This is a genomic window from Rhizobium sp. SL42 (assembly GCF_021729845.1).
GTDB lineage: Bacteria > Pseudomonadota > Alphaproteobacteria > Rhizobiales > Rhizobiaceae > Allorhizobium.
The window spans coordinates 2,397,072-2,414,425 of sequence record NZ_CP063397.1; the positions used below are offsets into that span (position 1 = coordinate 2,397,072).

At 57.9% G+C, this 17,354-nt stretch carries 14 protein-coding genes, 1 tRNA gene and 1 pseudogene; 5 read left to right on the top strand and 11 right to left on the bottom strand.

Translation table 11 applies throughout. The features are described 5' to 3' along the window. The first annotated feature begins 276 nt into the window (after positions 1 to 276). The 5 genes from IM739_RS11395 to tig all read left to right on the top strand — a co-directional run bounded on the left by IM739_RS11395 (position 277) and on the right by tig (position 4,183). Positions 277 to 609 carry a hypothetical protein gene (locus IM739_RS11395; protein WP_237367878.1) on the top strand — a complete coding sequence of 111 codons (333 nt, stop codon included), beginning with the start codon at positions 277 to 279 and terminating at the stop codon, positions 607 to 609. Next, a complete protein-coding gene (locus IM739_RS11400) occupies positions 591 to 1,700 on the top strand; it encodes a DUF2157 domain-containing protein (RefSeq protein WP_237367879.1) in 1,110 nt (369 codons plus the stop codon). The genes IM739_RS11395 and IM739_RS11400 overlap by 19 nt, the downstream gene beginning before the upstream one ends. Continuing rightward, positions 1,697 to 2,272: a GDYXXLXY domain-containing protein gene (locus IM739_RS11405; protein ID WP_237367880.1), complete on the top strand. Its 576-nt coding sequence runs from the start codon at positions 1,697 to 1,699 to the stop codon at positions 2,270 to 2,272. Before IM739_RS11400 ends, IM739_RS11405 begins: the two co-directional genes overlap by 4 nt. 161 nt (positions 2,273 to 2,433) lie before the next feature. Further along, positions 2,434 to 2,518: transfer RNA gene (locus IM739_RS11410), tRNA-Leu, on the top strand. Positions 2,519 to 2,701: 183 nt separating this feature from the next. Beyond that, positions 2,702 to 4,183: a trigger factor gene (tig, locus tag IM739_RS11415; protein WP_237367881.1), complete on the top strand. Its 1,482-nt coding sequence runs from the start codon at positions 2,702 to 2,704 to the stop codon at positions 4,181 to 4,183. Positions 4,184 to 4,353: 170 nt separating this feature from the next. On the opposite strand, the gene IM739_RS11420 is transcribed toward tig, so the two are convergent. The 11 genes and pseudogenes from IM739_RS11420 to IM739_RS11470 form a co-directional block, all read right to left on the bottom strand. Beyond that, complete coding sequence (locus IM739_RS11420; RefSeq protein ID WP_237367882.1) at positions 4,354 to 5,373, bottom strand: LLM class flavin-dependent oxidoreductase; 1,020 nt, start codon at positions 5,371 to 5,373, stop codon at positions 4,354 to 4,356. 120 nt (positions 5,374 to 5,493) lie between these two features. Further along, positions 5,494 to 6,297 carry an endonuclease/exonuclease/phosphatase family protein gene (locus IM739_RS11425; RefSeq protein ID WP_237367883.1) on the bottom strand — a complete coding sequence of 268 codons (804 nt, stop codon included), beginning with the start codon at positions 6,295 to 6,297 and terminating at the stop codon, positions 5,494 to 5,496. A gap of 82 nt (positions 6,298 to 6,379) precedes the next feature. Next, entirely contained in the window at positions 6,380 to 7,576 is a 1,197-nt protein-coding gene (locus IM739_RS11430; RefSeq protein WP_237367884.1) for an MFS transporter, read from the bottom strand. A 142-nt stretch (positions 7,577 to 7,718) separates the two neighbouring features. Beyond that, positions 7,719 to 9,143 (bottom strand): Si-specific NAD(P)(+) transhydrogenase, encoded by a 1,425-nt coding sequence (gene sthA, locus IM739_RS11435; RefSeq protein ID WP_237367885.1) that lies wholly within the window; start codon positions 9,141 to 9,143, stop codon positions 7,719 to 7,721. A 163-nt stretch (positions 9,144 to 9,306) separates the two neighbouring features. After that, a pseudogene (locus IM739_RS11440) lies at positions 9,307 to 9,471 on the bottom strand (JAB domain-containing protein); the annotation flags it as partial. Positions 9,472 to 10,080: 609 nt separating this feature from the next. Then, a complete protein-coding gene (locus IM739_RS11445) occupies positions 10,081 to 10,302 on the bottom strand; it encodes a helix-turn-helix domain-containing protein (protein WP_237367886.1) in 222 nt (73 codons plus the stop codon). A 681-nt stretch (positions 10,303 to 10,983) separates the two neighbouring features. Beyond that, the gene (locus IM739_RS11450) at positions 10,984 to 11,475 is read right to left on the bottom strand and encodes an IS3 family transposase (protein WP_336886413.1); all 492 of its coding nucleotides are present in this window, start codon (positions 11,473 to 11,475) and stop codon (positions 10,984 to 10,986) included. After that, a complete protein-coding gene (locus IM739_RS11455; protein WP_237367887.1) occupies positions 11,447 to 11,782 on the bottom strand; it encodes an IS3 family transposase in 336 nt (111 codons plus the stop codon). The genes IM739_RS11450 and IM739_RS11455 overlap by 29 nt, the downstream gene beginning before the upstream one ends. Then, a complete protein-coding gene (locus IM739_RS11460) occupies positions 11,779 to 12,141 on the bottom strand; it encodes a transposase (protein ID WP_237367888.1) in 363 nt (120 codons plus the stop codon). Before IM739_RS11460 ends, IM739_RS11455 begins: the two co-directional genes overlap by 4 nt. A 158-nt stretch (positions 12,142 to 12,299) precedes the next feature. Beyond that, positions 12,300 to 15,896 (bottom strand): YobI family P-loop NTPase, encoded by a 3,597-nt coding sequence (locus IM739_RS11465; protein WP_237367889.1) that lies wholly within the window; start codon positions 15,894 to 15,896, stop codon positions 12,300 to 12,302. Between the two features lie 503 nt (positions 15,897 to 16,399). Next, positions 16,400 to 17,323, bottom strand: a complete 924-nt coding sequence (locus tag IM739_RS11470) for a nucleotidyltransferase and HEPN domain-containing protein (protein WP_237367890.1) — start codon at positions 17,321 to 17,323, stop codon at positions 16,400 to 16,402. Positions 17,324 to 17,354 lie beyond the last annotated feature (31 nt).

Below are 17,354 nucleotides of genomic sequence, written 5' to 3' on the forward strand. Positions count from 1 at the left end.
GACTGTAAACTGATGCTTTTTGAGGCTATTGCCTCTCAGTTTGCATTGCCGCATTAGCGGGCATGGCTGCGCGGGCGCAGATGCGCATTGGGGCAGCACCGGCTGGTGCGGAAATGTCTGGCGGCATGCTGGGGAAACGGCTTGGCCAAAACGAATAACGCTCACCGGGGGAGGATCCGGTGAGCGTCATTTTGACAGACCAACGACTGGGAGGAGGAGTGTCGCTGGTCATTCGATCCCGCATCGGGAGGAGGATAATGCGGGGCCGAAGCAGGTATGACCGTTTCCGGTCACTCGGGGCTGGTGAAACGTGATTTCAACTGCCCTTTGTTGGCTATGAATATACGCCTGAGTCGGCATCTTGTGCAGTGCAATATCGTCATGGAAGCCATGCGCAATTCGCATGGATTATGTGCTGCGCATAAACCGCCGGATGCCCCTAACTATTTGAGGGGATTTTGCCTTTTTATCGTGGGCCGCCGATCTTCGATTGAGTTTCTCTTCCGACCGTTCCAGACTTCGGGCAAATCCTGTAATTTTGCCTTTGGCGAGGCAATGGGATCGGCAATGGGATCGATTGCGGGGGACGCATGTATCGCGGTCATTTGAAACGGGACTTGCAGGAATGGACCCGCAAGGGGCTGATCGACGAGACGACCGCCGGGCGCCTGCTCGCCGATGTCGATTCGAGGCGCTCGGCCTTCAGCGTCGGCACCGTGCTGGTCATGCTGGCGGCGGTGTTGGTTGCCGCCTCGGTGCTGTTGCTGGTCGCGTCGAATTGGCAGGCGATCCCGCGCCTGACCAAGGTCATCGGCATTGTCGCGCTGATCTGGGTCTTCCATCTGGCGGCGCTGTTTGCCCGGTCGCGGGATGCGGACCGGCTGGCGGCTGCGTGCCTTGTGCTGGGAGCCGCCAGTTTCGGCGGCGCGATTTCCCTGATCGGCCAACTCTATCATCTGTCGGGTGACACATTCTCCGCCATGCTGTTGTGGTTCGTCGTCACCGCCGTCTCTGCGGCATTTTTCCGCTCAGGCGCGCTGACCGTGATGGCCGGCATTCTGTCCTTCGTCGTGTTCTGGACGATCATCGATCGATTCGACTATGATTTCCGCTGGCATGAACTGGCCTCCTACTGGCCACCGGCAGCAGCGGTCGTTCTGGCCGCGCTCACCGTCTGGACCAAGACCGATCCGGCCAAGCATTTTGCCTATCTGCTGCTGCTGAGCTGGTGCGTCTGGTTCTATGTGCTCGGCGATGACGTGCTCTGGGCGACCCTGATGACCGGCGTAGGCACCGCGATCTTCTTCGCGTTTGCGCTTCCGGCATCACCTTTGTCGCAACTGCGCGGCAGGCTCGGCGCCTCGATCACCTTCTATCCGCTGCTGCTCGCCTTCATCGGTCTCGGCTATTGGCATGGCAACGCCGTCGATGGCCAGACGAACGCAATCCTGGCCGTCCTGGTGATCGCGCTGTGCCTGGCGGCGCTGGCGCTTGAGGGGCGAGACAATGGCGCGGTGCGCTTCCTCGCCTATATCGTCTTTGCGCTGGAGGTCCTCTACCTGTCCTATGAGACCATCGACAGCATTCTCGGAACCTCGGCTTTCTTCCTGCTCGCCGGTCTTGTGGTCGCCGTGCTGGCCTTTCTCGTCATCCGCCTTGAGAAACATTTCGGCCGACGTCCGACGGAGGTGCAACCATGATCGCAACCAGACGCTTCGCTCTGGCAGCACTCGCCGTCTGCCTCGGCCAGACGGCGATCCTCGGTTACATGGTCGAAAGCCGGGCCAGCATTCTGCGTCATGGCACAGAGATCCTGTTGAAGACGGCGCCCGTCGATCCGCGCGATCTGCTGCGTGGCGACTACGTCATTCTCAGCTACGACATCTCGACGATTTCCACGGCGCTTGTCACCGGCGACAGGCCCGTCGGCGATGAGAAGATGCCGCTGCAGGTGCGGCTGAAGCCCGGCCTGGACGGATTCTGGACCGTGGCGGAAGCCTCCTTCCAGCCATTGCCTGCATTGGATGGCAGCGTGGTCCTGCATACCTTGCCCTTGCGCTCCTATGATGTGCCGACCGGCGCCGATGGCACGGTCTGGGTCACCTACGGCATCGAGAGCTACTATGTACCGGAAGGCGAGGGGCGCCCGATCGAGGATGGACGCAACACTGGTCGGGTCTCCGTCGCCGTGCGTGTCTCCGAAAGCGGCCAGGCACAGATTCGCGCGCTGATGCTGGATGGCGCTCCGCTTTATCAGGAACCGCTCTACTGATTGTCATCAAGCTTTGCGCCAAACCCGGTGCCAACGCCGGGAATGCCTGCATGGTTTGGCCGGGGACGGGTGTCATTTTTCCTTTGCGCGGCGGAAAACGGGTGATATAGAGACGCGCGCTCCGGAGGGGCCATGCGCTCACGCAGCATGCGCTTTTGGACGCGGGTATGGTGAAATTGGTAGACACGCCAGATTTAGGTTCTGGTGCCGCAAGGCGTGGGAGTTCAAGTCTCTCTACCCGCACCAGCTTAGCCGCGCGGGATTGATGTGAGAGGCAGCCTTTGCTGATCCCGTCTGTCCGGCGCCGTTTTGCTTGGCATATGTTTGACGATAGCGACGCAGCCACGTCCGGGAAAAGAAATTCCGGCGTCGTGCTCAGTGAAACCACCGGCTGTCCGAGCACGGCCGCCACGACATGAAGGTAAGAACATGCAGATTATCGAAACGCTCGCTGAAGGGCTGAAGCGCGAAATCAAGGTCATCATCCCGGCCAAGGATATGGAACAGCAGATGAACGAACGCCTGGCGGATGCCAAGGACAAGGTTCGCATCAACGGCTTCCGTCCGGGCAAGGTTCCGACCGCGCATCTGAAGAAGATGTATGGCAAGTCGATCATGGCTGAACTCGTCAACGAGATCATCCGCGACCGTCCGAGCGCGATCCTGTCGGAGCGCGGCGAAAAGTCGGCGACCCAGCCTGAAATCGCCATGACAGAGGACGAAGCCGAAGCTGAAAAGATCCTGTCCGCCCAGGCCGATCTCGAATTCACGCTGTCCTACGAAATCATCCCGCCGATCGAGCTGAAGTCGGTCGACGGCATCAAGATCGTTCGCGAAGTGGTCGAAGTCTCGGACGACGAGATCAAGGAGCAGATCCTGAAGATTGCTGAAAACGCCCGCACGTTCGAGACCAAGAAGGGCAAGGCCGCCGACGGCGACCGCGTCACCATGGACTATCTCGGCAAGGTTGATGGCGTTGCCTTCGACGGCGGCAAGGACGAAGACGCAGAACTGGTTATCGGTTCGAACCGCTTCATCCCGGGCTTTGAAGCCCAGCTCGTCGGCCTCAAGGCTGGCGATGAAAAGGTCATCACCGTAACCTTCCCGGCGGAATATCCGGCTGCCGAACTGGCTGGCAAGGAAGCGACCTTCGACATCACCGTCAAGGAAGTCGCCGCTCCGGCCGCTCTCGAGATCAACGACGAACTGGCAACCAAGCTCGGCGTCGAATCGGTCGACAAGCTGAAGGAAGTCGTTCGCGGCCAGATCGAAAGCCAGTACGGCAACGTCACCCGCCAGAAGGTCAAGCGTCAGATCCTCGACCAGCTCGATGCGCTCTACAAGTTCGACGCTCCGTCGAAGCTGATCGACGCCGAGTTCGACAACATCTGGCGCCAGATCAACACCGATCTCGCACAGTCCGGCAAGACCTTTGCTGACGAAGACACGACCGAAGAAGCAGCCCGCGACGAATACCGCGCGCTGGCCGAGCGTCGCGTCCGTCTCGGCCTCGTTCTGTCCGAAATCGGCGAAAAGGCCGGTATCGAAGTCACCGACGAGGAAATGCAGCGTTCGCTGTTTGCCCAGCTGCAGCAGTTCCCGGGTCAGGAAAAGCAGATCCTCGACTTCTTCCGCAACACGCCGGGCGCATCGGCTTCGCTGCGCGCGCCGATCTTCGAAGAGAAGGTCATCGACAAGTTGCTCGCCGAAGTGAGCGTCACGGACAAGTCCGTGTCGAAGGAAGAGCTGATGGCTGACGACGAGTCTGAAGACGGCGACAAGCCCGCCAAGAAGACCGCTGCCAAGAAGAAGGCTGCTGCCAAGGCTGACGACGCCGCCGAAGGCGAAGAAGCCGCTCCGAAGAAGAAGGCAGCCCCGAAGAAGAAGGCCGCTGAAGGCGACGCCGAATAATCTTCGGTAGGCACCGACTGAAATTGCAAAAGGCCGCCCTTTCGGGCGGCCTTTCTGCTTTTGTATTCTTCGTAAGCGTGCGGCCTATGGCGGCTTGCAAGCTTTTGTTTTCGTCCGGAAGACAGCGTCACCCTATGTGGTGACGCTATTTAGCGAATTGCCGATTTATCTCATCGCCAGCCAAGGCTTGGTGCGACATGGGTCAGGATCGACTGGAGGACGTGGGCGTTGTAGTCGACGCCGAGCTGGTTCGGGACGGTCAGCAGCAGGGTATCGGCCTCGGCGATCGCCTCGTCTCGCTTCAGTTCCTCGATCAGCTTGTCGGGTTCCGCCGCATAGGACCGGCCGAAGATCGCCCTTGTGCTTTCGTCGATATAGCCGATCGAATCCTGGTCCTTGTTCTGGCCGAAATAGGCGCGGTCCATGTCGTTGACGATGGCGAAGATCGAGCGGCTGACGGAAACGCGCGGCGCGCGCGTGTGGCCCGCTTCCTTCCAGGCCGCGCGATAGGCGCGGATCTGCTTGGCCTGCTGGATATGGAACGGCTCACCTGTCTCGTCGTCCTTCAGGGTCGAACTTTGCAGGTTCATGCCGAGCTTTGCGGCCCAGACGGCAGTGGCATTCGAACCGGCGCCCCACCAGATGCGTTCGCGCAAGCCCTCCGAATGCGGCTCCAGCCTGAGCAGACCGGGCGGATTGGGGAACATCGGCCGTGGATTGGGCTTGGCAAAACCTTCCCCCTTCAGCACGTCCAGAAAGACCTCGGCATGGCGGCGGCCCATATCGGCATCGCTCAGGCCTTCCTCCGGCTGGTAGCCGAAATAGCGCCAGCCTTCGATCACCTGCTCCGGCGAGCCGCGGCTGATGCCGAGCTGCAGGCGTCCGCGCGAGATCAGGTCGGCGGAACCGGCATCTTCTGCCATGTAGAGCGGGTTCTCGTAGCGCATGTCGATGACGCCCGTACCGATCTCGATTTTCGATGTCCGGGCACCGACGGCGGCAAGCAGCGGGAAGGGCGACGCGAGCTGACGGGCGAAGTGATGGACGCGGAAATAGGCGCCGTCGACTCCCAGTTCTTCGGCCGCGACCGCAAGGTCGATGGATTGCAGCAGGGTGTCTGACGCCGAGCGTGTTCCTGAATGCGGCGAGGGCGACCAGTGGCCGAAGGAGAGAAAACCGATTTTCTTCATGATGATGCGCTTTCGTGATGGCGATTGCAGCCTAGATGGCATCAAGGCGCAGTGTCTCATAGAGGGGATGCGGTGACAGACTGTCTCCGATCCCGAAACAGGAGCCTGTCACGGCGTGTCTCAGCCGATATCCAGCAGGAGTGCCCGATGATCCGAAACCTCCGGTTCTGCGACCACCGTGAATGCCGTCACGACGACATCCGCCGTGACCAGCATATAATCCGCGAACCGTCCGTCTTTTGTGTAATGGGAGGTGCGCGTATCGGAGAAGCCGCGGCCGGCCACCAGGTCGGTGAGCCCGAGCCGGCCGAGCGCTGCAAACACATGGCTGTCTGGCAGCACGTTGAAATCGCCGCAGACCACAAGCCGCTGGCCGGGTCGCCATAGCCGCGTGATCAGGCTTGTCAGCGCTTCGGTCTGGCGCTCGCGCGCTGGCGTATCCTGCTTGCCGGCGGGATCGCGCAGGCCGTGTAGATGGACGACGGTGATCGGCGCCGCGGTCGCGTGGTCGAAAAGTGTGACCCCATGCGCGTTGCGCGAACGCGGATGGTCACCGAAACCGTTTGGCGAGAATCTGCCGTGAATGAAATCCAGCGCCTGGCCGATGATAGGAATATCCTTGCGCACGAAGGTTGCAATGCCGAATTCCTGCCAGCAGGTGTGTTGGCCATCCTGAAGCTCGCCCCTGGCGGTCGGGCAGAAAAATCCGTCGTGGCCCGGCAGGACGGCTGCGATTTCGTCAAACAGATGCGCACGCTGCTGCAGCGCGACCGCCCCGTCGCGATAGGTCAGCCACTCATGCCGCGCATTGGGCGCGCGTGCGACCTCCTGCAGGCAAAGCACGTCGGCGTTGATACTTGGTAGATAGCGCATCAGCTGCGCATGCAGCATCCCGCCCCAGATATTGAGAGAAACGATCTTCATGATGTCCATTGATGTGGCGAGGTGGTCGAACCGAAAGGATAATTCGACCGTTCTTGCCCTTCAAGCTGACCGCGGGCTTTGATCATCGAAGAACACGCTCTACGGTGATCAGGATCGAGATACCGGCCAGCGCCAGTGCGACACCGAGCTGAATCGTCCCGGAATAACCGAGATAGTGCGAGCCGGCGGCGAAGGTGACGGCGGTGATCGCATTGCCAAGAAAGGAGTTGATCGGGTTGAAGGCGGTGCCTAGTCCTGGGCGGCCCGGGAACAGCTCCTGGAAATAGTTGAGCGGCATGGCGAGCAATGCGGCCGCTGCGGCGGCACCCGGGACCGACAACGCATAGATGTGCCAAGGTGCCGCGGCGAAGGACAGTGCGGTCATGTAGCAGCCATAGAGCAGGGCTGCCGCGACAATGATGGAGAGGATGCTGAAACGCTTCAGGAGTCCCGCCCAGATCAGCATGAAGGGAATTTCGATCAGTGCGGTCATCCCGGCAATAAGGCCGACATCTGAGGTCTTTCCGCCGAGCTCCAGTGTCAGGATCAGCGGCCATACGGTAGCCGAAAGGCGGATGGTTGCGGTGATCGAAGCCATCGAGATCATGCGCGCAAGCATGATCGGCGCCCCGAGTTCCTTCAGTGCGGCGAAGAACCCTGAGCTGGCTCTGTTCTGGGCCGGACGCGGCGGCTGTCCTTTCAGCAGGAAGGCGGAGCAGAGGAAAATGAACAGGGCGCAAAGTCCGGCAACACCCCAGGCGCCGAGCATGCTGGCGGAACCGGCAAGCGCCAGTCCGAGCGCCGCCGGCATGATCACCCATGCGGCGGATATGAAGGCGCGCAGTGTCGCATTGATCGAAGCGGCTTCCGTCGGCGGGAAGTCTGCTGTCTCCGCCCTGGCGCTGACGAAGATCAGCGAGGCAACGGCATTGAAGAACGGGATGACCAGCGCCGTAGCGCCGATGAAAACCGGGATCGACGGAAAGAGGAAAATCGCGCCGTAGCCGGCGATGCCCATGAGGGACAGGGCGATGATCATCTGCCGCCGATCGCCGACCGTGTCGGACAGGATGCCGAGCGAGACGCTGATCGTCACGGCAGCAAGCGATGAGACGAATACCAGCAGCGAATAGGCCTTTTCGCTCATGCCGAGTTCCCCGATTGCCGTGACCGACAGATAGGGGAGGGTCGAGCCATAGGCGGAACCCTGGACGAAGATCATCAGGGCGAGGACGAGAAGCTGAGGCCGGCCGGCAATATGGCCGAGGGATGAAAACATGAATGTGTCTCTGGATGCCGAAGTGACCCTCGCTGCTCAATTGCGCGCTGGCCGGGAGGCGACAGCTTTGCATGAGTCGCCTCGGACGCGCGCCCGTTTTTGTCCGATAACCGGGCGGGCGCGCGCAGAAACCGCCGGTTGCTTATTCGGCAGCCTTGCGTTCGATTTTCTCGACCTTCAGTTCGCCCATGCGGTTCCAGGCGTCGAGACCGGCGATCTTGTAGGCTTCGGCAAGCGTCGGGTAGTTGAACGTGTTCTCGACGAAATATTCGACCGTGCCTTTGAGGTTGAGCACGGCCTGGCCGATATGCACCAGTTCGGTAGCGCCTTCGCCGACGATATGAACGCCGAGCAGCCGGCGCGTCTTCAGCGAGAAGATCATCTTCAGCATGCCGCTGTCGAGGCCCATGATATGGCCGCGCGAGGTCTCGCGGAAATGGGCGATGCCGCATTCGTAGGGAATGTTCCGCTGGATCACTTCCTCTTCGGTCAGGCCGCAGGTGGAAATTTCCGGCACGGCGTAGATGCCGTAGGGAAAGAACTGTGGCGGCTCCTGCGAAGGGGCGCCGACGGCATGGCGCGCCGCAATGCGGCCCTGTTCCATGGATGTCGAGGCAAGGCTCGGGAAACCGACAACGTCACCAGCAGCATAGATGGTTGGCACGGCGGTCTGGAATGTTTCGGGATTGACCTTCAGGCGCCCGCGATTGTCGGCCTCGAGACCGCAGGCAGCAAGGTTCAGCGTATCGGTGGCCCCGACACGACCGGCGGCAAACAACACCATTTCGGCCATCAGCACCCGGCCGTTCTTCAACGTGACGCGGCACTTGCCGTCGAGCTTTTCGACCGTCTCGACCGTCTGGCCGAAGATCAGCTTCATGTTGCGGTCGCGCAGCTGGTAGGTGAAGTCCTCGACGATTTCCTTGTCGATGAAGTCAAGCATGGTGTCGCGCGGCTCGACCACGGTGACGGCGGTATCGAGCGCAGAGAAGATCGTTGCATATTCGATGCCGATGACGCCGGCGCCGATGACTACCATCGAGCGCGGCAACTCCTTGATCTCCAGGATTTCGTCGCTGTCGATGATGTTGACGCCATCAAACGGGACATGCGACGGGCGGAACGGGCGTGTGCCGACGGCAAGCAGAACCGCCTTGGTCTGCACGCGCAGAACTTCACCGTCTTCCTTGGTGATTTCGATCGTATTGGCATCGACGAAGGTCGCCGTGCCGCGCATCTGCTGCACGCGGTTGCGCGCGAACTGGTGCTCGAGCACTTCGACTTCGTGGTCGAGGGTGATCAACAGGCGGCGGCGAAGATCGTCGGCATTGATCTCCTGCTTGACGCGGTAGCTTCGGCCATAGAAGCCGCGCTCGCGCCAGCCGGTGAGGTTCAGCGCGGTTTCGCGCAGTGTCTTGGAAGGAATGGTACCGGTATGCACGGAAACACCGCCGACGCGCGTTCCCTTCTCGATCACCAGAACCTTCTTTTCCAGCTTGGCAGCCTGGATGGCGGCGCGGCGCCCGGCCGGGCCGCTGCCGATGACGACAAAGTCGTATTGGTTCATGATATTCGTCCCTGATTCGTGTGCCGGATGCTGCACTGCAATGTGTCCCATGGCGAAACTATCAGGGCAATCTAACCGTTTCGTTATCGACGAAAATTTGCGCCTGTCTGCGACGGAAATTTGCCCTCACGCGGCAATTCTGCACCACCCCTTATCGGGCGGGTCAGATCAGCCGCAGGCCCTTGAGGCTCGCATGGCCGTCCTTGCCGATGATGATGTGGTCATGGACAGTAATACCCAGAGGCTTTGCCGTGTCGATGATCGTGCGCGTCATATCAATGTCGGCGCGCGACGGTGTCGGGTCGCCGCTCGGATGGTTGTGAACCACAGCAGCCGAAGGAAATAGCTATTGTCTGCCAATGCACTATCGATGTTTCTTGCGAAACGGGGGTATGGGATTGGTGGCTGGAACTAATGAATTTCTTTAGATGTCCCGCAACATTCCGGTCGATCCTTCCCACTTCCAGATACGCACGTAAGGTAACATGATTCTGTGGGGCACGATCCTGGGAGTACACCTGTCGCGATATACGTGCGACACGCAACTGGAGTCACGAGTGAACAAACGTTGTGCCTCAACACCTCCCCAAGTCAACTACAATGCTTGAGGGCGATGGTGTCAAGCCAGTCCATAACACAACAAGATTGTTTTCCGTTCGAGGGTGGCGATGATTCTTAAGCCCGTAGGAGAGTGCCGCTCCGATTGACGTGTTTAAATATCGGAAGTGCAAATGACGTTGATCAGCGCCCACCGCCTCCCACCGGACCTTGCGCGTCGACTCCTCTGACGAATGCCAGACTCAAGTGCGTTCTTCTCGAACCATTGTGTCGCATTGAAGCGATAGTCGCTGTCCGCCAAGCGATCAAAGCGGTAGCGTCCTGGGCAAACGCTTTCCGGAACCCAGCTTGGGGCACCACCCGCAATGATCAAGCACGATCATCTCCCAGCGTCTTTTAGGCCTATCCGATCACGGCACTTGACCTTGTTCTTCAAGTCCCACGCGTCAAGCTCATCTGCTGGGTATAAAACGGCCTTGCCGATCTTGACGAAACTGGGGCCGATGCGCATCGCCCTCCAGTTTCTCAATGTTCCGACGGAGATGCTACCGCGATAGCGGTCGGCCACTTCATCAGCAGTGAAAAATTTGTTGTCTTCCATGTGACACTCCTTCTCCAAATCCGGTTTATCGGCCTGATGGTTGAGCGTAAAAGCTAAAACCCAAATGCGAAAGTTCGAAAGATATCGATTTGAAGCAGAGAACACAGGGTTTTAGGACTAGCAAATTTGTGAGTCGGTGTTGGCTGCGCGACACAGCTAGCATTCAGTTGACAACAACACGGGGGCTTTCGGGCCATGTCATTCCATATAGCGTTGCGATTTCACTGCTGGGTCAGCCCTTTGCGAGAGGTCCACGTGTTTGGCTAAGCCAGACCTGCTGAGGTGCGTGTGTTGCCCGCCGAACATCTGCGGCCGTATCTCGCCACATACGACGAGGAGGGCAGCCGCTTGCGTGCGGTTCAGGTCGAATACAACAGCCTAACCGCGGAGGCGGAGATTGTGTTTTTGGCATTATTTTACGTAGCATTCGAGAGGTTTTGGAAGGGTTTCGCGCCTACAGGAACCCTCTGGATACCGATCCATTTTCCAGAGGTGGCGCAGTTTCCGGGGAAAACCCGATCCCCAAAAGTGGGGGCGGAAAACAGATTTCGTTAAAAATCCCTAGCCAGATGCAGAACTAGGTTCTGCGCAATGGGACAGTATGGCAAAGTGTTGGTTTCCGCGCGGAACTGAGCCGGTTATGGAGTGAACCCCTCGGGCTGGACCACGAGGCGCTTCAAACTAAGCCGCCTGCTGGGCGAGTTGGGTTTCAAATTCTGCTGGCGACATGTAGCCAAGGGCCGAGTGCAACCGTTTGGCATTGTAGACTTCTTCGATGAACCTGGGCAATCGCTCGGCGACGTCCGCGAAGGTTTCGTAGCCGGCAGGATAGATGTCTTCTACTTTCAGGGTCTTCATAAAGCTCTCTGCCTGCGCATTATGGTACGGGTTACCGACGGCGCTCATGGAACCCTGCAGGCCGGCGGCATCGAGCGCTCGTCGAAAGGTCTCACTTGCGTATTGGCATCCGCGGTCCGTGTGGTGAATGCAGCCAGGCGGAGGCTTTCTGTTCTCGATGGCCGAATGTAGTGCGGCCAGCGCCAGCGGCGTATCCAGTCGTTTCGACAGGCCATAGCCGACGACTTTCCGGCTGCAAGCGTCGAGAATGACGGCAAGATAGCAGAAGCCGACGGCGATGCGGATGTTAAGTGAAGTCTGCCACCCAGACCATATCGGGTCGCGCCGGGATCACGTTGCGATAGAGGTTTGGGTAGATCGGCGAACCGTGGTTGCTATCCGTCGTGCGAACATACCGCTTGCGAGGCTTGATCCCGAGGCCATTGGCACGCATGACGCGGGCGACCCGCTTGTGATTGACGAGGTGGCCTCTTCGCTGAAGCTCATGCGTGACGCGTCGGTATCCATAGCAAGGCAGCTCGTCCTGGATGTCCTCGATGATTGCAACGAGCTCGCTGTCGCCGAGATTCAAAGCCTTTGTCGTCGATCGGTAATAGTAAGTGCTCCTCGGGAGATCGGTCACTTTACACCCCCGTCGGATAGAACAGGCCGGGGACCGGTGATGATGGAGGACTTCCCGCTGTCGCCGGCGATCGGCTGACGCGGAGTTTTTTTAACCAGGTCCAGCTCCATTGTGAGCTGGCCGACCTTACGTTCCAGCGCCGCAATGTGGGCCTCGTATTCAGCAATAACGCTGGCCTCAGCCTCCTCGTCGTTCAGTTCGCCGCGATCGAACTGCGTCAGCCATAGCTGGATGAGGTTAGCCGAAACGCCGTACGTGCGCTGTGCGTCCCGCCGTCCGATGACGCCGTTCCGAATATCCTGGCAAAGCTGCAATTTGAACGGCGTCGAATGCCGTCGATATGGACCTCGGGACTTCATGAGCCTTCTCCGATTGAGGCCCGCAGAGTGTATCAGTTTTTCCAGGTCTCGTGGTCCAGCCCGAGGGGTTCACTCCAAAACCGGCTCAGTTCCGCGCGGAAACCAACAGCAAAGGTTGCTGAGACTTCGACGTTTGTCTTCGGACCGCATTCTGACTGTTAGGTTGGCTTTCTGAAGGTGTTGATCCGTATGCCGCCGAACAACGCGGGGGCAAAGGATGATATCAGGCTCCGTTCCTTTAGCCATGAAGCGAGCTGCTGATTAGCCTCGCTATCGTCGATCCGCGGAAATTTCCCGAAACTGGCTATATCGCAGTACGGCTCTGGAAGGACGCGGAGCAGATCGCGCACTTCCGCCACAGACAGCGCACCATGGAGCTTGTTCAGCAGCGATATTTGCAGCGCTTCCGGCCGAGCATTCATGATGACGGCTTGCACTACTTGTGGCCCGAAATCGTCTGGCCGGATGCTCGAGCGATCCAGTATTGGACCGATCACTGACGCAACGGGCGCGTTCCTGGCGACGAAGCCGGGATCAATATCTGCGATCACGTGCAGTTTCTGGGCGTCGGTGATTGCCGAAATCAAGAGTTTGTGCCGAAACGGATCGTCAATCGCATACTTGTTTGGATCAGCCAGATATGCACCGAAATTCAGGGCAACAAACAGGACTTTGAGATCCTCACTCTCCAGGTGTTCGACATTTTCGGCGGAAAATTCGATCTTGTCCTCCTCGATCAAGACCTTCATCTTGCTCGGGCTGACGTCAGGAAACCCTGGAAAGCGCTTGGGAAGCATTCGGACATAAACTCTATAGACATCACGCGAAAACGTCTCATTGCCCACCAGGAAATGGCAGAGTACGCGTGCGCTATCATCGCCAGGCATTGGCTGTAGAGTGAGGGCAGTTCTGGTATCGTCCCTCTGCAGATACGCGGTCAGCAGATCCGAGCTGTAAGCTTCACTGACCATGAAGGAGACGCAATTGGCCCAGGTCGGCTCAATCTTCCCGTTCGTCAGCAAAGTGCCGTGGAAACCGGGGGGAACACTCTCGAACGACGGAAAGACAGCCGCTTGCATCTCGAGAAACGCCCGGCGTAGATCCTGATCTACCTCTTGGCGAGCAATCACATTCACTATACATGGCAAATCCTCAGCCGTATTGTGATCAAGCTTTAGCAAAACCTCCCGCAGATAGACGTCAAAGCCTCGGTCGATATGCGCCAGAACCGCGATACTGTTTGCCTCCAGGAGCGTTGAATAGTGTCGTGTCTCCAGATCGGCCAGACTTCGCCAACGGACCACATGCTCCATGATGTATCGAAGGTTGGCGATAGAGATCCGATAAAGTCCTTCAGATGCTGCAAGCGAGACCAGATCTTCGTGACCGCCAATATCGGCGAGATTTTCGACTTGCGCGCCAAGATCGACCAGCCGGCGCGGATCGAATTCGACGCGCTGGTTGAGGAGTTGGAGAGTGTTGACGGAGACATAGTCGATCAAGGCCTCACGGCCGGGATACGAGGCATCCTCGAAGATTTGCGCAGGTGCGTAGGCAAGAATACGAGCCGCGTGCGCCGCGCTCTGCGGACCATCGAGGGCGACGCCCGCGAAGGCCTGCCATCTAACGGCAAGCGTCGAAACCAAGCGATCAACTTGCACTCCTCTTTCGTAATAGCTCGAAAAGAAGTCTGCACACTTCTCGAAATGATTGGCAATAAACTGAATAGCGGCCGCAATTTGCAGCGTGTATTTCTGAGAATCAGCCAACAGCTGATCAATGACAAATCTGTTTAAGACGTAGTGGTGGCCAAAATCTTCCTCCCGCATGGAAGCCACGACTTCCTGAGCGTTGTCGATCTGAAAGTCCGGGCTGGGATTGTTGTAGCTACGGATTTGGATCAGGAATTTGTTGTCGTTTGGCGACAGGCGCCCGCTGTGGAATAGTGAGATGTACTGGTAGTAGGTGTCGTCGAGATATCCTTCCAGGATCAGGAATTTTAGAAGATCGCTGTTCTCGCCGACCTCTGCGAAGACCTCCTCGATCACGCTCGCGCTCTCCCTGACGACTTCATTGAATTTTCGCGTTCGAAGCGAGGCGAGTTGGGTTTTTAGCTCTTGGGTCCTTTTCTCTAGCCCTGCTAGATATTTTATGGACTTGCGCTCGACCTCGATCTTGCGCTCTGCAAATGTCTTTGTCGGATCGACGTCCGCCTCAACTCCTTTGATATCGATTGCCAGTCGCTGCCCATTTACATGCAGGGCCGTGATTGTGTCGCGCGCCAGAATTCTTTGCAGATCGGGATAACGAGCAAGCTGTGTGAACGGCACGTTTGAGTTGGCAACCGAGACTGCCGTTGTGTACGGCTGCGCACGCTCGATAATCGCCATCGCATAAACTTGGCAGAGTTCCTTTTGATCACGGAGCGAATGTTTCTCGACTTCTTCGCGCTCCGCTTGGGTCGAGGTAAGTTCGGACCGAATTCCGGTTTCGATCTTTGAAATATATTCTTCGTATCGGCTCAGGACCTTCGACAGCGCGCCTTCTTGGCGGTGCAGCGCTGCGAAATCCTTCGGAATGACATTCTTGTAGATCAGCACGGCCAGCAGCTTGTTGGGATCAAGCACATTGTCTTGGTCCGCCTTAAGATTGGACGAGTAGATGACATACTCGTTGAAGATATTGGCGATCAATCTGAGATCGCTGAGATAGCGCGACACGTCACGGATGAAACGCCGGTCGATCCGGGCGTCGAGGCTGACCCGCTGGCCGTGTTCGAGGACCTTGTCGATGGAGTTTGAATGGTTGATAATCGGGATTACCGGCACGATGAATTCGAAGAACTTCGTTCGATCGGTATTGACGAAGATGTCGTCCCGAAGAGCATACAGGAACCTGACTCGTCGGTGGATCCCCGCATTCGCGTTGATGAGGCCATTGATTTCGCGAAGGGTGACGAAGATGTCGGGATTTTCGAACCGATCAAGATCCTCGATGACCACCAGATCGTATTTTGTCGATTGGAAGAAATAGAGGATTTCATCCAGGTGCCTGTTGAGAATAGACTCTTCGTCCGCGGCATGGGGGGCGATCTGGATATCTTTCAGCGAGATGCTTTTCAGTGAAAAGCCGAAACTCTTTATGTAAACGCTGTGGATCATCCGCCAGACGAAGATTGAGCCAATCGCAAAGCAGAAGAAGTTGAACCAATTGGACGCTTGAAACGGCTTGAAGTAGTTGCCCGAGAGCAAATCAGCCTGCTTGCTGAACAGGTACCAGAGGCAGAAAACTGCGATCGATACAAACAGCGAATTAAGGGGCGACCATTTTTTTGGGGTCTGTATTCGCTTGAAACGGGATAGTGGCAGTCGGTTCGCATCTGCCCCGTAGAGGATTTGCTGCAGAATACTGCGTTCAATCTCCTGCTTGCTGACGCGCATACCCGGAACTTCACCATCGTGCAAAAATGATGCCAGCGACAGCTGCAACGCCGTTCCGGTGTAACGGGAAAGAAACGATTTGATCACGCTGCTTTTTCCCGAGCCGTAAGGGCCCGTGAGCGCGATGTTGAGCACTTCCGGATTGCTGGTCGCGTATTCGAGCGCCCTAAAATATATTCCCGTTTGGTCAGCATCGCCGGTGGGCGCTAGATCAACAAAACGGCTCGCTGACCCTCTCGGCGACGACGTAATCGCAAGGCTCTGCCAAATTCTTCGCAAAGGGTTCACTGACGAAAATTCCGTAAGTCGATTCATATCGTTCGAGTCTTGAATGCCGGTCCGCGTTTCGCGAAGAACGAGACTCCCACACCGGTGAGATTAGTATGGAAAGCGGCCGAGGTCGCAACGTCCGTCGAAACAGAAATTCAACTATCCCGGGATTTTTTCTCTGCGGACCATCCGCTGCCGGCTTCTGAACGGCCCCGCCTATCGGGGCGCCAACACAGGAAGATAGGGGAGAACAAAAATGAACAGACGCACAAGCGAAGAGATCAAGGCTAAGATATCCGAGCCGGTCCGACCTGGGGCCTCGACTTGCCCGGCGAGAGTGGTGCAATCTTTGCCCACTGCCGTCGCCCAACCCATATCGCTTTGCAGCCTTCCAGGCTCTCCGTCTGAAACATGATAGCCTCTGGCCAAGCGTCCGTATCGCTTTGATCGATGCATCTCTTCGCCAAAGATACCGGCTATGTTGGCCAGGAGCAATGCGGTTCCACATCGGCCCTGAGACGTAGTGTCCAATTTCAGCTGTGTTCACGCTACCTGCAGACATCCCCGAGTTGTGCCTGGAGCTGTTCGATATGACCCTCGCATACTTGCTTCACAATGCTCAACAGCACGGCCGTCTGCGCGCCTAGCCAAGCCAGCGCTTCTGCGCTGATTTCAAAATGCTCGGAATAGCGTGCTTTCACATAGGCTTCGTTCAGCGTGTTGAACCACGCCCGTTCTCGATGCTGGTCGCGTGGAAATGCTTCCGCCAGTCGGCGATCTTGTTCCTCCGCGAGCGAGCGGAGGAATTTGATGTTGTGCGATGGTGGCCCGTAGTTCGTGAGCGTCAGAAGAATGCACGCGTAGGCCTGCTCGATCGCTTGGTGAAGCTCAAAAGCAGCGTGACTGTAGCGCTTCTTGCTCAGATGAAACTGGAAGCCGTCAAGCAAGCCATCCGCAAAAGACAGCTTCGCTTGAAAATGCTCTACCGCCAACCTCAACCGTTCCTCGGGCGTCATCTTCTGCGGCTCCGCCAACGGCTCATCATCGAGCTCGTACAGGATGACGCCTTCCTTGCGGATGTCGGAGAAGAAATACTGCCCCTCCTTGAGGTAGGTGTTCACCTCGCGACGGGAATGCACGATGAAGCTGACCGGCGTTTCGATGGCTGGATCGCGCATCAGCCGATCGGCGGCCTTGTGCCAGTATTCGGCGTAGTCGCAGAGCTTGCGATTGTTGACGATGATCAGCAGGTCGAAATCCGAGCGGTAGCCCTTCATGGTGAAGGGCTCGTCGACCCAGCCACCCTTGGCGTAGGAGCCGAAGAGGATGATCTTCAGGATGCGGCCGCGCTTCTTGAAGTCGGCGGTTCCCTCCTTCAGCGCGTCCTCGAACTCCTCGTGCAGGACCTCGACAACGCGTGCGAGTTCGCGCTGTTTGCGTGGCGGCATATGATCGAGAGATGATTTCATCATGGCGGTAATATCATCCGCGAGTCAGGTGGAA